The organism is Ralstonia mojiangensis (assembly GCF_023955645.1).
GTDB classification, from domain to species: Bacteria; Pseudomonadota; Gammaproteobacteria; order Burkholderiales; family Burkholderiaceae; genus Ralstonia; species Ralstonia mojiangensis.
In genome coordinates, this window is sequence record NZ_JAMXHU010000001.1 from 851,188 (window position 1) to 867,694 (window position 16,507).

18 protein-coding genes are annotated in these 16,507 nt (G+C 63.7%); 16 read left to right on the top strand and 2 right to left on the bottom strand.

Annotated elements, in window-relative coordinates; all coding sequences use genetic code 11:
- Positions 1-54 precede the first annotated feature (54 nt).
- The 16 genes from NG898_RS04050 (at position 55) to NG898_RS04125 (ending at position 14,874) form a co-directional block, all read left to right on the top strand.
- Positions 55-540, top strand: a complete 486-nt coding sequence (locus NG898_RS04050; protein ID WP_252691177.1) for a MaoC family dehydratase — start codon at positions 55-57, stop codon at positions 538-540.
- Between the two features lie 37 nt (positions 541-577).
- A complete protein-coding gene (locus NG898_RS04055) occupies positions 578-1,057 on the top strand; it encodes a MaoC family dehydratase (protein ID WP_252691178.1) in 480 nt (159 codons plus the stop codon).
- Between the two features lie 266 nt (positions 1,058-1,323).
- The gene (gene urtA / locus NG898_RS04060) at positions 1,324-2,586 is read left to right on the top strand and encodes an urea ABC transporter substrate-binding protein (protein ID WP_024975307.1); all 1,263 of its coding nucleotides are present in this window, start codon (positions 1,324-1,326) and stop codon (positions 2,584-2,586) included.
- 106 nt (positions 2,587-2,692) lie between these two features.
- Positions 2,693-4,312, top strand: coding sequence for an urea ABC transporter permease subunit UrtB (gene urtB / locus NG898_RS04065; RefSeq protein WP_252691179.1), 1,620 nt, complete (start codon positions 2,693-2,695; stop codon positions 4,310-4,312).
- A 1-nt stretch (position 4,313) separates the two neighbouring features.
- Positions 4,314-5,483 (top strand): urea ABC transporter permease subunit UrtC, encoded by a 1,170-nt coding sequence (gene urtC / locus NG898_RS04070; protein ID WP_252691180.1) that lies wholly within the window; start codon positions 4,314-4,316, stop codon positions 5,481-5,483.
- Positions 5,480-6,331, top strand: coding sequence for an urea ABC transporter ATP-binding protein UrtD (gene urtD, locus NG898_RS04075; protein ID WP_232040448.1), 852 nt, complete (start codon positions 5,480-5,482; stop codon positions 6,329-6,331). The genes urtC and urtD overlap by 4 nt, the downstream gene beginning before the upstream one ends.
- A 141-nt stretch (positions 6,332-6,472) precedes the next feature.
- A complete protein-coding gene (urtE, locus tag NG898_RS04080) occupies positions 6,473-7,165 on the top strand; it encodes an urea ABC transporter ATP-binding subunit UrtE (RefSeq protein ID WP_232040447.1) in 693 nt (230 codons plus the stop codon).
- Between the two features lie 143 nt (positions 7,166-7,308).
- Complete coding sequence (locus NG898_RS04085) at positions 7,309-8,196, top strand: urease accessory protein UreD (protein ID WP_252691181.1); 888 nt, start codon at positions 7,309-7,311, stop codon at positions 8,194-8,196.
- A 79-nt stretch (positions 8,197-8,275) separates the two neighbouring features.
- Entirely contained in the window at positions 8,276-8,578 is a 303-nt protein-coding gene (locus tag NG898_RS04090) for an urease subunit gamma (RefSeq protein WP_252691182.1), read from the top strand.
- Positions 8,579-8,640: 62 nt separating this feature from the next.
- Entirely contained in the window at positions 8,641-9,258 is a 618-nt protein-coding gene (locus tag NG898_RS04095) for a HupE/UreJ family protein (protein WP_252691183.1), read from the top strand.
- 11 nt (positions 9,259-9,269) lie between these two features.
- On the top strand, positions 9,270-9,575 hold the full coding sequence (locus NG898_RS04100; protein WP_004630755.1) for an urease subunit beta: 306 nt from the start codon (positions 9,270-9,272) through the stop codon (positions 9,573-9,575).
- Between the two features lie 13 nt (positions 9,576-9,588).
- A complete protein-coding gene (gene ureC, locus NG898_RS04105) occupies positions 9,589-11,307 on the top strand; it encodes an urease subunit alpha (RefSeq protein ID WP_252691184.1) in 1,719 nt (572 codons plus the stop codon).
- A 1,210-nt stretch (positions 11,308-12,517) separates the two neighbouring features.
- The gene (ureE, locus tag NG898_RS04110) at positions 12,518-13,186 is read left to right on the top strand and encodes an urease accessory protein UreE (protein ID WP_252691185.1); all 669 of its coding nucleotides are present in this window, start codon (positions 12,518-12,520) and stop codon (positions 13,184-13,186) included.
- Positions 13,179-13,868, top strand: coding sequence for an urease accessory protein UreF (locus tag NG898_RS04115; protein ID WP_252691616.1), 690 nt, complete (start codon positions 13,179-13,181; stop codon positions 13,866-13,868). The genes ureE and NG898_RS04115 overlap by 8 nt, the downstream gene beginning before the upstream one ends.
- Before the next feature lie 11 nt (positions 13,869-13,879).
- Positions 13,880-14,506: an urease accessory protein UreG gene (ureG, locus tag NG898_RS04120; protein ID WP_252691186.1), complete on the top strand. Its 627-nt coding sequence runs from the start codon at positions 13,880-13,882 to the stop codon at positions 14,504-14,506.
- Between the two features lie 65 nt (positions 14,507-14,571).
- Positions 14,572-14,874 carry a hypothetical protein gene (locus tag NG898_RS04125; RefSeq protein WP_045206211.1) on the top strand — a complete coding sequence of 101 codons (303 nt, stop codon included), beginning with the start codon at positions 14,572-14,574 and terminating at the stop codon, positions 14,872-14,874.
- A gap of 68 nt (positions 14,875-14,942) precedes the next feature.
- Here NG898_RS04125 and NG898_RS04130 read toward each other — a convergent pair whose 3' ends face one another.
- Together NG898_RS04130 and NG898_RS04135 are read right to left on the bottom strand one after the other, a co-directional pair.
- Positions 14,943-15,602 carry a methyltransferase family protein gene (locus NG898_RS04130; RefSeq protein ID WP_252691187.1) on the bottom strand — a complete coding sequence of 220 codons (660 nt, stop codon included), beginning with the start codon at positions 15,600-15,602 and terminating at the stop codon, positions 14,943-14,945.
- A gap of 128 nt (positions 15,603-15,730) precedes the next feature.
- Positions 15,731-16,423: a glutathione S-transferase N-terminal domain-containing protein gene (locus tag NG898_RS04135; protein WP_252691188.1), complete on the bottom strand. Its 693-nt coding sequence runs from the start codon at positions 16,421-16,423 to the stop codon at positions 15,731-15,733.
- Positions 16,424-16,507 lie beyond the last annotated feature (84 nt).

Here is a 16,507-nt window from a genome sequence, read left to right on the forward strand (position 1 = left end):
GCAAACCTGAACGCCCCGCATTCGTGCGGGGCGTTGTCATTTGGAGGAGACGACATGGCGGAGAATGAAAAGGCAGCAGCACCACGATCGTACGAGTTCTACTTCGACGATTTCGAGGTCGGTCGCACGCTGCAGATGGGTACCTACACCGTCACCGAAGAAGAGATCCTGACCTTCGCGCGACAGTACGATCCGCAGCCGTTCCACATCGATGCAGAGGCCGCCAGGCACAGCATCTACGGCGGCATTATTTCGAGCGGCTGGATGACCTGCTCGATCATGATGCGGCTGATGGTGACCGGCTTTCTGGGCAAGGCGGCCAGCATGGGTTCGCCCGGCGTGGATGAAATCCGCTGGATGAAGCCGGTGTATCCGGGCGACACGCTGTCGGTGTCGAGCACGTGCATGGAAATACGTCCGTCGCAGTCGAAGCCGGACCGCGGCGTGGCCGTCAACCGCTGGGAGGCACACAATCAGCGCGGCGAACTCGTCTGCACGGTAACGGGCATGGGCCTGTTTGGCCGGCGCCCGAAGGCTTGATTCCACGTCATCGCATCACAACAAGGAGACGACCCAGATGCGCATCATCGAATCGCTCGACGAGCTGAAAGGTTTGATCGGCCAGGAAGTTGCCGTGAGCGACTGGACAGAGATCACGCAGCAGCAGGTGAACCTCTTTGCCGAGGCTACGGGCGATCACCAATGGATTCACGTGGACGTTGAGCGCGCCAAGCGCGAGTCGCCGTTTGGCGCGCCGGTGGCGCACGGTTTTCTGACGCTGTCGCTGCTGCCGATGCTGATGGCCAATGCGATCGAGATGTCCGACGTGAAGATGGGCGTGAACTACGGCTTGAACAAGGTCCGATTCACCGCACCTGTGCCGGTGGGCAGCCGTGTGCGCGCCCGCGTGAATCTGGTGGAAATGGAAGCGCTGCCGCCGTTGCCCAATGCTCCCACCTTGACCGGCGCGCAAATGACGTGGGCTGTGACCATCGAACGCGAAGGGCAGGAGCGCCCGGTTTGCGTGGCCGAATCGATTTCGCGCCGCTATTCCTGAGTCCCGCTTTCTCGTACGTTCACCAGGCCGGCGCAATGCCGGCCTTTCTTTTTGCCTTGGCTTTCTCTTGCGTTCAGCTTGTTTTGTGCTTGTCTGCGCGCGCCCCAAGCGGGCGCATCCTGCGGACAAAATGCGCGTTCTTGGCGCGGCTTTGGCACCGTTTTGGCGCGGATTTCCCTTCGAATGAGCCAAATGCGATGGCACGGTAGTTGCACTTTTGGGCCCCGGGGAGTCGTTCTCGCCACCAATAAACCCAAGGAGCCGCAATGAAACGTCGTGAGCTGTTGAAGCTGTCTGCCGTCGCCGCCGCAACGCTGTTGTCTGTGTCGAACTTCGCGTTTGCTCAGGCAAAGGACCCGATCAAGGTCGGTATCCTGCATTCGCTGTCGGGCACCATGGCCATCTCCGAAACGTCGCTGAAAGACGTGGCGCTGATGACGATCGACGAGATCAACAAGAGTGGTGGCGTGCTGGGCCGCAAGCTGGAACCGGTGGTGGTGGACCCGGCTTCGAACTGGCCGCTGTTTGCCGAGAAGGCGCGCGGGCTGCTGACGCAGGACAAGGTGGCCGTCACGTTCGGCTGCTGGACGTCGGTGTCGCGCAAGTCGGTGCTGCCGGTCTATGAAGAGTTGAACGGCCTGCTGTTCTACCCGGTGCAGTACGAAGGCGAAGAGATGTCGAAGAACGTCTTCTACACGGGCGCGGCGCCCAACCAGCAGGCCATTCCGGCGGTGGAATACCTGATGAGCAAGGAAGGCGGCGGCGCCAAGCGCTTCTTCCTGCTCGGTACGGACTATGTGTACCCGCGCACGACCAACAAAATCCTGCGCGCCTTCCTGCACAGCAAGGGCGTGAAGGACAGCGACATCGAAGAGGTCTACACCCCGTTCGGTCACTCCGACTATCAGACCATCGTCGCCAACATCAAGAAGTTCTCGCAGGGCGGCAAGACCGCCGTCATTTCCACCATCAACGGCGATTCGAACGTGCCGTTCTACAAGGAACTCGGCAACGCTGGCTTGAAGGCCAAGGATGTACCGGTGGTGGCCTTCTCGGTGGGTGAAGAAGAACTGCGCGGCATCGACACCAAGCCGCTGGCCGGCCAATTGGCAGCGTGGAACTACTTCATGTCGGTCAAGAACCCTGTCAATGACGACTTCAAGAAGAAGTGGGCTGCGTGGGTCAAGTCCAACAACCTGCCGGGTGGTGACAAGCGCGTTACCAACGACCCGATGGAAGCCACCTACGTCGGCATCATGATGTGGAAGCAGGCCGTGGAAAAGGCCGGTTCCACCGACGTGGACAAGGTCCGCAAGGCGATGTACGGCCAGCAGTTCAAGGCACCGTCCGGCTTCACGCTGGTGATGAACAACAACCATCACCTGAGCAAGCCCGTGATGATCGGCGAGGTGCGCGGCGATGGTCAGTTCAACGTCGTGTGGAAGACGCCGACGGTGATCCGCGCCAAGCCGTGGAGCCCGTACATCCCCGGCAACGAGGGCAAGCCTGACATGGTTGCAAGCAAGTGATGTGGTCAGGCGGGCCGGCCATGTGTCTAACGTAGCCGGTCCTTTGAACGACGCTGTACGACGTGGCGGACCGGTTTCGACATCGGCCGCCACGTATCGGATTGCCATGATGCGCTTGTCCCGATTCTTTGCCGCGCTGCTGTGCGCGGTCTGTCTGGCTGCGATGCCCGCGGTATCTGCGTGGGCGGCCGGACAACCTTTGACCCAGGCGGATCTCAAGCCCCTGGCCGAAGACGATTTCGACGCCAAGGTAAAGACGCTCAACGCGCTCACCGCAGCGCCTGCCGAACAGGCCGGCCCGATTCTGCAAGCGTTGCAGAACGACGCGCTGTTCTTTGCGCCTGCCACCGGCATGGTGCGCCAGGACGGCGAGCGCTATCTCGATGCGATCACTGGCCAGCCCGTGACCGTCAAGGCCGACGACCTGCAGTCCCTGACTTTGAATAACGCCCTGCGTGCCCAGGTGGACAGCGCGGCGAGCGGCTTCGTGCTGCAATCGCCCGACCGTGCCGTACGCGCGCAGGCCGTCGACACCTTGCTCGCGCATCCGGAGACGGCGTCGCGCCCCATTGTCGACGCCGCACGCAAGCATGAGACCGATCCGGAGCTGCGCAGCAAGCTGCATCTGCTGTGGGCCAATCTCGCACTCGACGACGGCACACATGCCGAGAAGCTCGAGGCGCTGAAGCTGCTCGCGGGCGACACCAACCCGCAGACCCGGCAACGCATTGCACCGCTGCTCGCGAAAGACAGTGGGGCGGATGGCGAGCTGCGTGCTGCCGCACAGCAAGCGCTCGATAGTCTGGCCGCACAGGAACGCAAATCTGAACTGATCGGCAACCTGTTTGCCGGCCTGAGCCTGGGCTCGGTGCTGCTGCTGGCGGCCCTCGGGCTGGCCATCACGTATGGGCTGATCGGCGTCATCAACATGGCGCATGGCGAGTTCCTGATGATCGGCGCGTATGCCACGTATGTGGTGCAAACGATCTTCCGCAATTACTTTCCGAACGCCTTCGACTGGTATCTCCCGGCAGCGCTGCCTGCGGCCTTCCTGGCGGCCGCCGTCGTCGGCTTTGCGCTGGAGCGCTTGGTGCTGCGCCATCTGTATGGCCGCCCGCTTGAGACGCTGCTCGCCACGTTCGGGATCAGCCTGCTGCTGATGCAGGCCGTGCGCTCGATCTTCGGCGCACAGAACGTAGAGGTAGCCAACCCGAGCTGGATGAGCGGTGGCGTTGCGCTTACGCCGGGCCTTGTGCTGCCGTATAACCGGCTCGTCATCCTGCTGTTTGCGTTGGCCGTGGTGGCGATTGCGTGGGCGGTGCTCAACCGCACGCGCCTGGGATTGTTCGTACGTGCCACCACGCAGAACCGCACGATGGCCGCCTGCGTTGGCGTGCGCACCTGGAAGGTCGACAGCTACGCGTTCGCGTTTGGCGCGGGCATTGCGGGACTGGGCGGATGCGCGCTTTCGCAGATCGGCAACGTCGGGCCGGACCTTGGCCAGAGCTACATCATCGATTCGTTCATGGCCGTGGTGCTGGGCGGGGTGGGGCAGTTGGCGGGCACGATCATCGGTGCGTTCGGGCTCGGCCTCATCAACAAGTTCATCGAGCCGTTCTATGGCGCGGTGCTGGCGAAGATCATCGTGCTGGTGCTGATCGTGCTGTTCATCCAGAAGCGTCCGCAGGGCCTGTTCGCCCTCAAGGGCCGCAGCGCCGAGGCCTGATATGACGACGACCAAGTTCTCTCTCGATATTCCGGCGCGCATGCCGCTGCTGTCGCGGCGCGGGTGGTCCGCGCTCGTTCTCGTGTCGCTCATCGTGTGCATTGGCGCGCCGGTGTGTGCGCTGCTCGTGCCGGAGGGCAGCCCGCTGCATCTGTCGGCGTATGCGCTCACGCTCGTCGGCAAGATCATGTGCTACGCGCTGGCAGCGCTGGCGCTCGATCTGGTGTGGGGCTATTGCGGCATCCTGAGCCTCGGTCACGGCCTGTTCTTCGCATTGGGTGGCTACGGGATGGGCATGTACCTGATGCGCTCCATCGGCCGCGAAGGCGTGTACAAGAGCGATCTGCCGGACTTCATGGTCTTCCTCGATTGGAAGGAACTGCCCTGGTTCTGGCACGGCACCGAGCACTTTGCCTGGGCCGCGCTGCTGGTGGTGCTGGTGCCCGGCGTGCTCGCGTGGCTATTCGGCTTCTTCGCGTTCCGCTCGCGTGTGAAGGGCGTGTACCTTTCGATCATCACGCAGGCCATGACGTACGCGGCCATGCTGCTGTTCTTCCGTAACGAGACGGGCTTCGGTGGCAACAACGGCTTTACGGATTTCAAGCGCATCCTCGGCTTCCAGATCTCCGCGTTGCCAACCCGCACGGTGCTGTTTGTCGCTACGTTCGTCGCGCTGGTGCTGGCGTTCATTGCTTGCCGCGCCATCGTCACGTCCAAGTTCGGCCGCGTGGTCACGGCCATCCGCGATGCCGAAGCACGCGTGATGTTCTCCGGCTACAACCCGCTCGGCTACAAGCTGTTCGTGTGGACGTTCTCGGCCGTGCTGTGCGGTATTGCGGGCGCGCTCTACGTGCCGCAGGTCGGCATCATCAACCCGGGCGAGATGTCGCCGGGCAACTCGATCGAGATGGCCGTGTGGGTGGCCGTGGGCGGGCGCGGTACGTTGATCGGCCCGATCATCGGCGCGTTCCTCGTCAACGGGGCCAAGACGTTGCTGACGGCATGGGTGCCGGAATACTGGTTGTTCGTGCTCGGGGCGATCTTCGTGCTGGTGACGCTGTATCTGCCGAACGGTGTGCTGGGGCTGGTGGGCAAGCTGCGGATGAAGAAGCGCGCGCCCACGCAAGCCAAGGCGCATGAAGCCGCGACCATTACCGGAGACCACGCATGAGCACGTTCACCGAACTCCCCGACCGGGCGGAGACCGGCACCGCAACGGGCATGGGCCACCTGGTCGAGCCGGACACGATCGACGTCTCGCACGGCGCCATCCTGTATCTCGAAGACGTGACGGTGCGCTTTGGCGGCTTTCGCGCACTGAACGCGCTCACGCTGTCGATCGACCACGGCGAGCTGCGCTGCATCATCGGCCCCAACGGCGCGGGCAAGACCACGATGATGGACGTGATTACCGGCAAGACCGGGCCGCGCAATGCGGACGTGACCGGCCGTGTCTTCCTTGGCCAGACCATCGACCTGCTGCGCCTGACCGAGCCGCGCATCGCGCAGATCGGCATCGGTCGCAAGTTCCAGAAGCCGACCGTGTTCGAGCAGCACACCGTGTGGGAAAACCTGGAACTGGCCATGAAGGCCGACAAGCGGTGGTGGGTCTCGCTGCGCGCGCGTCTGCTGAACGACGGCCGCCAGCGCATCGAAGAAACGCTCGGCCGCATCCATCTGGAAGCGGAAGCCTATCGGCCCGCGGGGCTGCTCTCGCACGGCCAGAAGCAGCGGCTGGAGATCGGCATGCTGCTGATGCAGCAGCCGCAACTGCTGCTGCTCGACGAACCCGTCGCCGGCATGACGGATGAAGAGACGATGCAGCTCGCTGCGTTGCTCAACGGCCTGCGCGGCACGTGCTCGATCATGGTCGTGGAGCACGACATGGAGTTTGTCGCTGCGCTGGCGGGGGCAGAAGGGCGCGTGACCGTGCTGGCCGAAGGCAGCGTACTGGCCGAAGGCACGCTCGACGCCGTCAAGCGCGATGAGCGAGTGATCGAGTCCTATCTGGGGCGTTAGAAGGCTCCGCAAAACTACTGCGCGTCCCGATCTTGCCCCTGTGATGCTCGCCGTACCCGTGTACGGCTGCGCTTCTCGGGCCAACATCGGACCGCTCGCTACGTTTTTCAGAGCCTTCTCAAGGCAAAAGGAAAGAACGCGATGTTGCAGGTCCAACAACTGAACCAGTACTACGGCGGCAGCCACATCCTGCGCAACGTCAGCTTTGACGTCCCCACAGGCAAGCTCACCACGCTGCTTGGCCGTAACGGCGTTGGCAAGACGACGCTGCTCAAATGCCTGATGGGTGTGGTGCCCGCTGCCAGCGGTGCAATCGATTGGGAAGGGCGCACCATCCAGAAGCTGCCCGCGTACGAGCGCGTCTCGCAGGGCCTTGCCTATGTGCCGCAGGGCCGTGAGATTTTCCCGCGCCTGACGGTGGAAGAGAACCTGCTGATTGGCGCGGCCGCCAAGCGTGCGCCGTCCAAGGTGCCCGATTCCATCTACGAGCTGTTTCCCGTGCTCAAGGAGATGAAGGGCCGGCGCGGCGGCGATCTGTCCGGCGGTCAGCAGCAGCAACTTGCCATCGGCCGCGCGCTGATGAGCGAGCCGCGCCTGCTGATCCTGGACGAACCAACCGAAGGCATCCAGCCGTCGATCATCCAGGAGATCGGCCGCACGCTGCGGCGCCTGGTGGACGAGTTCGGCATGTCGGTGCTGCTGGTCGAGCAGTACTACGACTTTGCCCGCAGCATTGCCGACCGCTACGTCGTCATGAGCCGTGGCGAGGTGATCGCCCAGGGCGACGGCGCCAACATGGAGGCCGATGGCGTACGCGATCTGGTGGCGGTTTGACGCACAGGAGTCGTGTGAAAAAGTCGGGTGCCAAATGTGCGGCATCTGGCTATGATGGAAAACCTTTCCGTTTGCTTAGGGTAGGGCCCGGCATGAAGCGCGCAGCCGCGTTTCATGGGGGACATCTCCCGTTTGCATGACCGATGCGCCATCCCGACTTTCCTGTTCCGCCGCAGGCCACTGCATTTGCGTCCTGGGAGGCCTCACTGCACCTGGCGTTTGCGCGGCGCGGTGAGCGCACCGTGCTGGCCACGTGCCGGCATCAGGGGCCCCTGCGGGTGCAGAAGGCCCTGTATCCGGAAGGCGAGGGCGTCTGCCATGCCGTCATGCTGCATCCGCCCGCAGGCATTGCCGGCGGAGACGTGCTCGATATCGACATCGAACTCGGTGCCGATGCGCATGCCGTGCTGACCACGCCCGGCGCCACCAAGTGGTACAAGTCGCTCGGCCGCACGGCCACGCAGCGCGTTGCCATCCGGGCGGAGGCCGGCGCGCGGCTCGACTGGCTGCCGCAAGAGAACATCGTCTTCAACCAGGCCTGCCCGATCATCGACCTGACGCTGGACCTGGCACCCGGTGCCACCGCCATCGGCTGGGACACCACCATGCTCGGCCGCCATGCCGCCGGCGAATCCTGGGCCGAAGGCCGCATCGCCATGCGCACCGCCTTGCGTTGCAACGGTCAGCCGCTGTGGATCGAGTCTGCAGCGTTCGACCCGCAATCGCCCATGTTGAATGCGACCACGGGCATGGCCGGCTTCCACGTCGTCGGCACGCTGTGGGCCGTGGGCGAGGGCGCGACCGATGCCCTGGCCGAATCGATGGCCGAGCACCTGCCGTACAACGACGACCTGCGCGCGGGCGTCACGTGCCTCACGCAAGATGCGCCCGGCCTGCCAAACGTTTTGCTGCTGCGCGTGCTTGCACGCCGGCCCGAAGATGCGCGCGCGTTGCTGTCACAGACGTGGCTGGCGCTGCGCGAACCGATGCATGGCGTAGCGGGCCGTCCGCTGCGCCTCTGGTCTACATGACGGCGACATGATGGCGACGTGACCTCGCATCGTCCGATCTGAACTGAACTGAATTGACCCTCACCGAAGAGAGCCCCTCGTGGAACTGACCCCGCGCGAAAAAGACAAGCTGCTGATCTTCACCGCCGCCTTGCTGGCCGAGCGCCGCAGGGGCCGCGGCCTCAAGCTCAACTACCCGGAAGCCGTCGCCTTCATCAGCGCCGCCATCATGGAAGGCGCACGCGACGGCAAGACCGTGGCCGAGCTGATGCACTACGGCACCACGCTCCTCACGCGCAATGACGTGATGGACGGCGTGGCCGAGATGATTCCCGACATCCAGGTTGAAGCCACGTTTCCGGACGGCACGAAGCTCGTCACCGTCCACCACCCGATCGTTTGAATTTTGAATTTTGAATTTTCAAGTTTGAAGTCCGCACGCCACTCACCACTACGAGTCCTGCCATGACGCCTACCCTGTCTCGCTTCGTCCGGCCCGCTGCGGCCATTGCGCTCACGTTTGGCGCCTCCGTTGCTTTCGCTCACCCGGGGCATCCGGGCCATACCGCCGAGGGCAGCCTGCTCGCGGGGTTCCTGCATCCGCTCACGGGTGCAGACCACTTGCTGGCGATGGTGGCCGTGGGCGTGTGGAGCGCACTGGCCTCGCGCTCGGTGCGCGACGCGCTGTGGGCGCCGGTCGCCTTTGTCGCGTTGATGATCCTGGGCGCGCTGCTCGGCGCAGGCGGCGTGGCGATGCCGATGGCCGAGCCGATGATCGCCGCATCGCTGCTGGTGTTCGGCCTGCTGATTGCCGCACGCGCCCAGCTGCCGACCTGGGGTGGTGCGCTGCTGTGCGGCGGGTTCGCGCTGTTCCACGGCTATGCGCACGGCACGGAATTTCCCGCAGGCGCGCAAGCCATGTTCCCGACCTTCGTTGGCGGCTTTGCCGTGGCGACGGCGCTGCTGCATACCGCTGGTATCGGCGCGGGTTTTGCGCTGAAGCCGCGTCTGGCATGGCTGGCGCGTCTGTCGGGTGTGGGCGTGGCGCTGTACGGTGCCGGCCTGCTGGCGGCGGCTGTCTGAAGAGGCGCGACATGATCCCCGGTGAACTCCTGCCGCAAGACGGCGATCTGGAACTCAACGCAGGCCGACCCACCGTGACAGTCACGGTGGCCAACACGGGCGACCGCCCGGTGCAGATCGGCTCGCACTACCACTTCTATGAAGTGAACGACGCGCTGCGCTTTGACCGCGAAGCCGCGCGCGGCTTTCGGCTGAACATCGCCGCCGGCACCGCCGTGCGCTTCGAGCCGGGGCAGGAGCGCACGGTCGAGCTCGTGGCGCTGGCCGGTGACCGCGTGGTCTACGGCTTCGCCGGCCGTGTGATGGGCAAGCTTTGAACGAGGCACGGACATGACATTGAAGATTGATCGCCGCGCCTATGCGGAAATGTTTGGCCCCACAACCGGCGACCGCCTTCGCCTGGCCGACACCGAACTCATCGTCGAAGTCGAACGCGACTTCACCATCTACGGCGAGGAAGTGAAATTCGGCGGCGGCAAGGTCATCCGCGACGGCATGGGCCAGAGCCAGCGCGAATCGAAAGACTGCGCCGACACCGTCATCACCAACGCGCTGATCATTGACCACTGGGGCATCGTCAAGGCTGACATCGGCCTGAAGCACGGCCGCATCTCGGCGATCGGCAAGGCGGGCAATCCGGACATCCAGCCCGGCGTGACGATCGTCATCGGCCCCGGCACTGAGATCATCGCGGGCGAGGGCATGATCGTCACCGCCGGCGGCGTCGACACGCACATCCACTTCATCTGCCCGCAGCAGATCGACGAAGCGCTCAACAGCGGCGTGACGACGATGATCGGCGGTGGCACCGGCCCCGCCACCGGCACCTACGCCACGACCTGCACGCCGGGCCCGTGGTATATGCAGCGCATGTTGCAGGCCGCTGATGCGTATCCGATGAACATCGGCTTTCTTGGCAAGGGCAACGGCAGCCTGCCAGGCGCGCTGCGCGAGCAGATTGACGCCGGCGCCATCGGCCTGAAGCTGCACGAGGACTGGGGCTCCACACCGGCCGCCATCGATTGCTGCCTGGGCGTGGCCGACGACACCGACACGCAAGTCGCCATCCACACCGATACGTTGAACGAATCGGGCTTTGTCGAGGCCACCGTCGCTGCATTCAAAGGCCGCACGATCCACACGTATCACACCGAAGGCGCGGGCGGCGGGCACGCGCCCGACATCATCCGCGTGTGCGGTGAATCGAACGTGCTGCCGTCGTCCACCAACCCGACGCGGCCGTTCACCGTCAACACGCTGGACGAGCATCTGGACATGCTGATGGTGTGCCATCACCTCGATGCGTCCATCGCTGAAGACATCGCCTTTGCCGAGAGCCGCATCCGCCGCGAGACGATTGCGGCTGAAGACATCCTGCACGACCTGGGCGCCTTCTCGATGATCTCCAGCGATTCGCAGGCCATGGGTCGCGTGGGCGAAGTCGTGCTGCGCACGTGGCAGACCGCGCACAAGATGAAGGTGCAGCGCGGCAAGCTGGCTGGTGACCCGAACGATTCGCGCGGTGGGCATGACAACTTTCGCGTGAAGCGCTACGTGGCCAAGTACACGATCAACCCCGCGCTTACGCACGGCATTGCGCACGAAGTCGGCTCGGTTGAAGTCGGCAAGTGGGCCGACCTCGTGTTGTGGAAACCCGCGTTCTTTGGCGTGAAGCCGAGCCTGATCCTGAAGGGCGGGATGATTGCTTCTGCGGCGATGGGGGATGCGAATGCGTCGATTCCGACACCGCAGCCGGTGCACTATCGGCCGATGTTTGGGTCGGCGGGTGGGGCGCTGGGGCGGACGTCGCTGAGCTTTTTGTCGCAGTCCGCGGCTGCTGCTGGGGTGGCGGAGCAGTATGGGTTGGCCAAGACCACGGCAGTCGTCAAGGGCACCCGGACGGTGACCAAGGCGCACATGATCCATAACGACTGGCAGCCTGACATTACTGTTGATCCGGAGACGTATCAGGTGGTGGCGGATGGGACGGTGCTGACTTGTGAGCCGGCGGAGGTGTTGCCTATGGCGCAGAGGTATTTTTTGTTTTAGCTGGTGGGGTGGGGTTGGGCTCTGTTTTTTTGTTGTTGGTCCATCCCTGTTTCGTACCCTGCCGGGCACGACTCACTTTTCTTTGTCTTGCCAAAGAAAAGTAAGCAAAAGAAAGGCGCGCCCGAGATGGCGAAAGACTCCTTGGATTTGTGTCGCGGGGAGGGAAGGGAGGCAAACTCGCTGCGCTCAGACAGGCCTCCCTTCTTGATCCTCCCCGCAACAAAAATCCAAGGCGCCATCTAGGGCAGGAACGTCAACGGCCACACCGGCGGGGAACTGAAGTGGGCGCCGGGGCTCGGCGAGTGCAAGTGCAAGTGCAAGTGCAAGTGCAAGTGCAAGTGCAAGTGCAAGTGCAAGTGCAAGTGCAAGTGCAAGGGCAAGGGCAAGGGCAAGGGCAAGGGCAAGGGCAAGGGCAAGGGCAAGGGCGTGCGATGGTTCCAGTCGTACAACGGAGTGGCGCACGGGCAGAAGATTGTGTGCTTTACCCCTTGCCCTAGATGGCGCCTTGAATTTCTGTTGCAGAGAGGAAAAAGAGGGGAGGCCTGTTTGAGCGAAGCGAGTTTGCCTCCCCTCCCTCTCTGCGACATAAATTCAAGGAGTCTTTCGCCATCTCGGGCGCGCCTTTCTTTGCTTACTTTCTTTGGCAAGACAAAGAAAGTGAGTCGCCCCCGGCAGGGGGTGAAACAGCAGCAAACCACCAAGGCCCCGCCCCGGCAGAAAAGAAGAAAACGAGCCTCGAACCTCGAACCTCGAAGTCCCAGCGTCAGACCCCCAACCACGACCCTCTGACCCTCAAATTCGATACTCCAGATATCGAATAAGAGCCAACGAAGCAAAGCAATTCGGCCACAGGCCCCAATCTGGACAAAACGAGACGCAACCGAAGCAAAAATGGTGATTTTTTCGAGCCTCCGAGGGCCACGCTTGATGCAAAAAGCCTCGTGCTCCACCCTCCGAGCCCGACGTTCGACCCTCAAAGCTCGAGATTCGAAACCAAAAGTGTGAAAGTCGGAGTTCAGAGCCCCACCGTTGAGTGTCAGAGCTTGGCAATTGAGCCTCAGAGCCTGACGATTGAGCCTCTGAGCCTGGCGATTGAGCCTTTGAGCCTGACGGTTGAGGCTCAGAGCTCGACCTTCGAGGCTCGGATCCTGGTATTTGACAGACTCAGCTCCAAGCTGGGCCGTCATGAGATTGTGAATAGGCCCCAACGATGCTTTCCATCACTAAACATCTCCCCGCGCCGCATGGCCTGGCCTCCGTGCTGGTCAAGCGCGCACCCAAGCTGGTGTTGCTATTCCTGGAGCGCAGCCGCAGCCGCCTGCGCGCCACCCTCGACGATGGCCGTGACGTGGCCGTCGTGCTGCCGCGCGGCACCGTCATGCGTGGCGGTGACGTGCTGGTCGCTGAAGACGGCACGCTGGTCGAAGTGCAGGCCGCACCTGAGCAGGTCCTGCGCGTGACGAGCGACAACCGTCTTGCGCTGATGCGCGCTGCCTACCACCTCGGCAATCGCCACACACCCGTGCAGGTCAGTGCAGATGCACTGCAGCTCGAAGCCGATCCGGTGCTCGAAGACATGCTGGTCCGCCTGGGCGTGACCGTCGCGCATGTGGAGGCGCCATTTGAGCCCGAGGCAGGCGCCTACGGCGGCGGCCATCGTCACGGCCACGATGCGACGTTCGAAGAGGACTACGCAGCCGCGCAGGCGCTGTACCACGAGCATCACGGGCACGATCACGGGCACTCGCATGATCATGACCATGCCCACGCGCATAGCCACGATCACGCACACGACCACGCGCATGGGCACGACCACGGTCACGACGACGGCCATGTCCACGGGCCCGGCTGCGGCCATCATCACCATCACCATGACTAACGCGGCGCAGCTCACCGCCTTGCTGCATCTCGCGTCCCCGGCGCTGCCGGTGGGCGCGTTCAGCTATTCGCAGGGGCTGGAAGCGGCGGTGGACGCCCGGCACGTGGCCGATGAAGCGTCGGCTGCGGCGTGGATTGCCGAGGGCCTCGACGTGTTGGCCGCCTGCGAGGCGCCGTTGTGGTTGCTGCAGTTTGCCGACTGGCAGGCAGGCCGCTTCGATGCCGTGGCCGAGCGCGATGCGTGGTTCCTCGCTACGCGCGAGACGCGCGAGCTGCGGCTCGAAACGTCCCAGATGGGCTGGTCGCTCAATCGCCTCATCCAGCAGATGGAATGGGGCGATGCCGCACTGCGCAGCGCATTGGCCGCGCGTGCCTCCGTGACCTTTCCGACGGCCTTTGCCGCTGCCGCTGCCGCGCTGAATGTCGACCCGCACGACGGCGTGACGGCGTACTGCTTTGCTTGGGTGGAAAACCAGATGGCGGCGGCGGTGAAGGCCGTGCCGCTCGGGCAGGCTGCGGGGCAGCGCATTCTCTTCGGTCTGCACACTGCGGTGGCGCGTGCGGTGGAAGAGGCCACGCGCCGTGCGGCATGTCATCCGCCTGAACTCTCTACGTTTTCACCGGGGCTGGGCGTGTTGTCCGCCCGGCACGAAACGCAATACTCACGACTCTTTCGATCCTGAACCTGAACATCATGCGAACCAAGAAACTTCCTGCTCTGCGTGTTGGCGTGGGCGGCCCAGTGGGCTCCGGCAAGACCACGCTGCTCGAAATGCTCTGCAAGGCCCTGCGCGAGCGCTATGACCTGGTGGCCATCACCAACGACATCTACACGAAGGAAGATCAGCGGCTGCTGACCATCTCCGGCGCGCTGCCCGCCGAACGCATCATGGGCGTCGAAACGGGCGGCTGCCCGCACACGGCCATCCGCGAAGATGCGTCGATTAACCTGGAAGCGGTGGATCGTATGCTCTCCAAGTTTCCGGATGCGGATGTGGTCTTCATTGAATCGGGCGGCGACAACCTCGCGGCGACGTTCAGCCCCGAGCTGTCGGACCTGACGATCTACGTGATCGATGTGGCGGGTGGGGAGAAGATTCCGCGCAAGGGCGGCCCCGGCATCACCAAGTCGGACCTGCTGATCATCAACAAGACCGACCTGGCGCCGTACGTCGGGGCGTCGCTGGAAGTGATGGAAAGCGACACCCGCAAGATGCGCGGCGATCGTCCGTTCGTGATGTGCAATCTGCGGGCGCAGGGCGGGTTGGATGAAGTGATCCGCTTTATTGAGAAGCAGGGGATGTTGACGGCGGCTGCCTGATGTTGCGGCACTTGCAGTCGCCGCGCTGAGTCAAAACACTCACGCGCGCGTTGCGGAGGTGAGTGATGAAGACGCTGCATGCTGCGGTGCTGATGACGGTGGTCTTGGGCGCAGCCGCCTGCGCGCCGACCATCGTCGGGCCGTATTACACGATGGATGTGCGGCTGGCGGACGGGAAACCCGTGCGGTGTGCGGTCAATCAACCGGTGCGCTTGCCGAGCCCGCCGCCGGAGCCGCTGACAGTGCGCGAGCGTAACGAAGCCGAGGTGCTGGCGACGCAGCCTCTGCGGTTGCAGACGGGGCCGCGGTCGCCGTATCCGACGGTCTACACCGCGCCGGATGTGCAGTGCTTTGCGTTGCCCCGGTAAGGCGATGCGGTTGCGTTTATAAGGTTGCGCGGCATGGCGCGCCACTTGATTAACCGGTGGCGCAGGCGTCAGTAGAGCCCCGGAATCAGGCGCCACGTCCGGGCACGGTAGGCCTCGTATTCCGCGCCGAACTGCGATTGCAGAAGGGCTTCTTCGGCACGCATGCGCGCCACCAGTGGCGGAATCAGCAGGAGCGTTAGCACCACACCGGCCAGTGCCCGGAAGGCCAGTCCCCAGCCCAGCGTGCCGATCAGCAACCCCAGGTAGCTCGGGTTGCGCACGTATTGGTAGATGCCGCCGGTTGCGAGCGTATGGCCGGGCTGGATCGCGACCAGTCCGCTGAAGCGATTGCCCAGCACATACACCGGCCACACACGCAACGCGCCGCCTGCGGCGTAGAGCACGACGCCCAGCCAACGTACGGCATCGCCATCGATGCACCAGAGGTTGAGCCGGTCCGTGTACGCCGGTAGCCACGCACTGGCGAAGCCGATCACGCCAAACACCGGCAGCACCCAGCGGTTGGATCGATCTTCGCGTTCTCCGGGGCTGAGGTTGCCGCCGGCAAGCAGTGCAGCGATGGCCAGCAACACCGTGATGACCACCAGCGCGACGCGTGCGGGGTGGGCCAGGAACGCGCCCACGCCACCCCAACCGAGCGCGGCAAGGCCGAGATAAACCACGATGGACACCGCAGCCGCGAGGCCCATTTTGAGTGAGGCTGCCATAGCGTTTGTGCACGAACGCGTGAGTGAGGTGAAGCCAGTGTAGGCCGCTCGCCAGCGCGCCGCATTGACGACTTCCAAAAGAAAAAGGCCGCATCACGCGGCCTGTTTTCCGATGCGAAGAAGCGGAATCAGCGCCGCTCGTACTGCGTCGCTCCGAAGAGGATTTCCTTCGCCTTGTCGTCCTGCACAGCAGACCGTTCGTTGGCCAGCACCTTCACCGCGCGCTGCACGGCGGGGCGTTGTTCAATGGCTTCGAACCAGCGCTGCAGCTTCGGGAAATCCGACAGCTCGATCCCCTGGTTCTTCCAGCTGCGCAGCCAGGGCCACGTCGCCATATCGGCGATGGAGTAATCCGCGCCACCCAGGAACTTCGATTCGCTCAGGCGCTTGTCGATCACGCCGTACAGGCGCTTGGCTTCGTTCGTGTAGCGGTTGATCGCGTACTCGATCTTCTCGGGCGCATAGATGCGGAAGTGGTGCGCCTGGCCGAGCATCGGGCCGACACCGCCCATCTGGAACATCACCCATTGCAGCACTTCATATTTGCCGCGCACATCGTCGGGCATGAACTTGCCCGTCTTGCCCGCGAGGTACAGCAGGATCGCGCCCGATTCGAACAGCGAGATCGGTTTGCCGTCCGGGCCGTCCTGATCGACGATCGCTGGGATCTTGTTGTTGGGGCTGATCTTGAGGAAGTCGGGTTTGAACTGGTCGCCGGCGCCGATGTTGATGCCGTGAACGCGGTAAGGCAGCCCGCATTCTTCCAGCATGATGTGCACTTTGTGGCCGTTGGGTGTGGCCCAGCTATAGACGTCGATCATCGAGGTGGCTCCTTGGCTTCTGGCCGGGAAGAGAGGTGCAGGCCACCAGCAGCCCGCAAAGTGTTCCATTCCAGCACAGAACCG

What these genes read in the sequence shown, in the direction of transcription:
- urtA (WP_024975307.1), top strand. Translation starts at nt 1,324, where the DNA reads ATGAAACGTCGTGAGCTGTTGAAGCTGTCTGCCGTCGCCGCCGCAACG.
- urtD (WP_232040448.1), top strand. Translation starts at nt 5,480, where the DNA reads ATGAGCACGTTCACCGAACTCCCCGACCGGGCGGAGACCGGCACCGCA.
- urtC (WP_252691180.1), top strand. Translation starts at nt 4,314, where the DNA reads ATGACGACGACCAAGTTCTCTCTCGATATTCCGGCGCGCATGCCGCTG.
- NG898_RS04085 (WP_252691181.1), top strand. Translation starts at nt 7,309, where the DNA reads ATGCGCCATCCCGACTTTCCTGTTCCGCCGCAGGCCACTGCATTTGCG.
- ureG (WP_252691186.1), top strand. Translation starts at nt 13,880, where the DNA reads ATGCGAACCAAGAAACTTCCTGCTCTGCGTGTTGGCGTGGGCGGCCCA.
- NG898_RS04095 (WP_252691183.1), top strand. Translation starts at nt 8,641, where the DNA reads ATGACGCCTACCCTGTCTCGCTTCGTCCGGCCCGCTGCGGCCATTGCG.
- urtB (WP_252691179.1), top strand. Translation starts at nt 2,693, where the DNA reads ATGATGCGCTTGTCCCGATTCTTTGCCGCGCTGCTGTGCGCGGTCTGT.
- NG898_RS04135 (WP_252691188.1), bottom strand. Translation starts at nt 16,423, where the DNA reads ATGATCGACGTCTATAGCTGGGCCACACCCAACGGCCACAAAGTGCAC.
- NG898_RS04125 (WP_045206211.1), top strand. Translation starts at nt 14,572, where the DNA reads ATGAAGACGCTGCATGCTGCGGTGCTGATGACGGTGGTCTTGGGCGCA.
- ureE (WP_252691185.1), top strand. Translation starts at nt 12,518, where the DNA reads ATGCTTTCCATCACTAAACATCTCCCCGCGCCGCATGGCCTGGCCTCC.
- urtE (WP_232040447.1), top strand. Translation starts at nt 6,473, where the DNA reads ATGTTGCAGGTCCAACAACTGAACCAGTACTACGGCGGCAGCCACATC.
- ureC (WP_252691184.1), top strand. Translation starts at nt 9,589, where the DNA reads ATGACATTGAAGATTGATCGCCGCGCCTATGCGGAAATGTTTGGCCCC.
- NG898_RS04115 (WP_252691616.1), top strand. Translation starts at nt 13,179, where the DNA reads ATGACTAACGCGGCGCAGCTCACCGCCTTGCTGCATCTCGCGTCCCCG.
- NG898_RS04055 (WP_252691178.1), top strand. Translation starts at nt 578, where the DNA reads ATGCGCATCATCGAATCGCTCGACGAGCTGAAAGGTTTGATCGGCCAG.
- NG898_RS04100 (WP_004630755.1), top strand. Translation starts at nt 9,270, where the DNA reads ATGATCCCCGGTGAACTCCTGCCGCAAGACGGCGATCTGGAACTCAAC.
- NG898_RS04050 (WP_252691177.1), top strand. Translation starts at nt 55, where the DNA reads ATGGCGGAGAATGAAAAGGCAGCAGCACCACGATCGTACGAGTTCTAC.
- NG898_RS04130 (WP_252691187.1), bottom strand. Translation starts at nt 15,602, where the DNA reads ATGGCAGCCTCACTCAAAATGGGCCTCGCGGCTGCGGTGTCCATCGTG.